Annotated in this window: 1 protein-coding gene; it reads left to right on the top strand. The window is 53.0% G+C overall.

Going from position 1 to position 3,017, the window contains the following annotated elements; genetic code table 11:
* Positions 1-984: 984 nt before the first annotated feature.
* Positions 985-2,556, top strand: a complete 1,572-nt coding sequence (locus tag SMC5_RS10250) for a peptide ABC transporter substrate-binding protein (RefSeq protein ID WP_165849077.1) — start codon at positions 985-987, stop codon at positions 2,554-2,556.
* Positions 2,557-3,017 lie beyond the last annotated feature (461 nt).

Below are 3,017 nucleotides of genomic sequence, written 5' to 3' on the forward strand. Positions count from 1 at the left end.
CACCCTCAACCCCGCCCGCCCTTTCTCATGTTCTATAAACTTTAAGAAACAACCCAGTATTATTGGTACCCCGGCAATCTTTGGCAACGGACTTCTTCTAGTTACTGAATAAATGGAATAAATGGCAACGCGTTGTCGGTTTGCCAGGAGGTCTTCTTGTCCCATGTCGACGACGAAGCGTGCATAAGAGAAAGGAGAGATAGACAGGAGATGGCGGGGGGAGGAAAAGGGAGGGTTTGTACGTCCCCCGCCATCACGAGTGTAGACGGTAGGTTCTACGTTGCAAGGTTCTTCGACAACCTCTGACAACGGGCGCAGCAATCACCCCGTAGTATTGCCTCGTTCTGTGACGCTGTTGAGCATGAAGTGCCCACCCTCGTTTCTGTTTAGCCAGACTTTAGGAAAGGGCACCAATTGCACAGTTTTGCTCTTGGAGTGACACGAACCCACCCTGTGACGACTTTTGCAAGTGTTGCAGTGGCGTAATGGTTCCTCATGCCTCAAAGCCTGCAACCCCGCTTTATTCAAAGGCTTCCTGGGCTTCTTTGACAACGGATGGAGAGGTCTCAGGACAGAGCTAGGGGCATATGACAGTGTGACTACATAGCAGCATGGCAGCAAGGGAGCAGACGCACCAATGCACGAAGCCCCTCGGTCATTACAACCGCATTTGCACGTACGGAGCTAGGCACCGGCTCATAGACTTCAGCGCTCCAGATCTGAAGGGCCCCTTACCCCCTGGACAGGATCGGGGTCGTCCCAGTGTACCAATGAACAAGGCGGCCCCCGTAGAGAACCCCCATTGTATTTTTTGCCATGGGTTGCTAATATTGGGAGATGTCGCGCAAGCGACAAATCCTGTTGGAAAAATGGAGGCTATTGCATGCGGAAAGCACTGTCACTTGTCTTGNNCTGTCTGTCGTACCGTCAGCAAAGGCAGTTGCTCAGGAGGTAACGTACAACATAGGTAGTGAGCCCCCCACGATGGATCCAGCCGTTGGCGTTACCCTTCAGACACTCAACAGCGTAGAGCAGGTTTTTGATGGGTTGACGCGTAATGACAAGCAGAATGTACCACAGCCAGCGATTGCGAAGAGCTGGACGATCTCCAAAGATCTGAAGACCTACATCTTTACGCTTCGCGATGCGTATTGGACGAATGGAACGCCCGTTACTGCATACGATTTTGAGTATGCGTGGAAGCGTGTGCTCAACCCTGAGTTTGCTGCCGAGGGCGCCTACTACCTCTACAACGTCTATGGCGGTCTGGCATTCAACACGTCTATCAAAGTCGGCACCAAGTACTATGCCCAGGCTGTCGACGCCAAAGGCAATCCTCTCACGAAGAAAGTAGCAGGCAAGGACGTCCCCGTTCCGAACATGGCGAAGGAGATTGATCCCAACAAGAACGTCGGCGTCAAGGCACTGGATGCCAAGACGCTCAAGGTTTACCTCCAGACCCCGACTCCATACTTTCTCAACTTGACGGCGTTCGGTATGCTGATGCCGGTCTGCAAGGCCGTTGTCAGCACGAATGACAAGTGGGCCTCCGATGTCAAGACATATGTGAGCGATGGACCGTTCATGCTCACACAGTGGTCACACAATGACAAGATGGTCTTTGTCAAGAACCCGACGTACTGGGACAAGGACGCTGTCAAACTCACCAAGATCACCTACCTTATGGTCACGGATGAGGCGACTGCACTTTCGATGTATCAGAGCGGTCAGCTGGACGCCGCGATCTCAGTACCCCTCTCAGAGTTGCCTAAGCTGGTCGCCTCAGGCGATGCACAAATCCTTCCGTACCTCGAGCTATCCGACTGGATTGTCAATACCACCAAGAAACCATTCAACGATGTTCGTGTTCGCAAAGCTTTGGCTCTAGCCACCGACCGCAAGGGCATCACTTCCATTCTTCGGGATGGGTCGCGTCCTGCGATGGCCTTTATTCCCCCCGGAATTCCAGACGCGGTTCCTGGGACTGATTTCCGCACTATTGGTGGTTCATACTTCAAGGACAACGATATTGTGACTGCAAAGGCACTGCTTGCTCAGGCCGGCTATCCCAATGGCAAAGGGTTCCCTGCCTTCACAATCCTCATCGGACCCTCCAGTATATCCAGTTCTATTGCTGAGGCGGCCCAGCAGATGTGGAAGAAGAACCTTGGTATCACCTGCACCCTCAGGGTCGAGGAGGGGGGCGTTTTATCGGATGATGAGAAGAACTTGAACTATGATATTGCGCGTGTTGTCTGGATTGCTGACTACGCGGACCCCACTACGTTCCTGGACTTGTACGTAACGGGTAGCCTGAATAGCCGGACCGGCTGGAGCAACAAGTCTTACGATGCTCTCCTGGCAAAGGCCAAGGTGACTGTCAACCCGAAGGCGCGCATGGCGATACTGCATGCCGCAGAAACGATCATCATGACCGATATGCCCATTCTACCAATCTTCTACGGCGTGAACCCGGTGTTGCTGAGCAAGCACGTCAAGAACTTCTTTGACTCGACCCTGGGAACACTCGACTGGAAAAACGCTTACATGGGGTAGTTGTCAGGAACCTCTTGACGGTAGCACACACGATCTAGGCAGGAAANNGGAAAAGAAGCGGGGCGGCTCTCTACCAATGGGGGGGCCGCCTTGTACATGCCAGGTTTCGCCTTGATTAATGCGGGGTGTGAGGCAAAAGCAAAAATCTCTACAGGTTGGGAAACTTCTAGGCCAATGCCCAGCTCCGCACGAGCGAACGTATATTTAATGACGGGCGCTATCAAATTCGGCACACTGTCATGCTGTTATGTTCCCTTGGACTCGTGAACGGGCAGTGGTTGCTCACTGTGGCCGTACCTGGATAACCTGCTGGATACCGTACGAAAGCAGGAAGGCCGGGGTAAACCATAGCGCATACGTCCGGACGGTCTTGACCCTCCTGAGCTCTATTTCCGTTGCTCTGTTCTCACCCAAAGGACCAGCAGTATTGTGTCATCGTTCACCTCCTTGTTCTCATGAGG

The organism is Candidatus Cryosericum odellii (assembly GCF_003570935.1).
GTDB lineage: Bacteria > Caldisericota > Caldisericia > Cryosericales > Cryosericaceae > Cryosericum > Cryosericum odellii.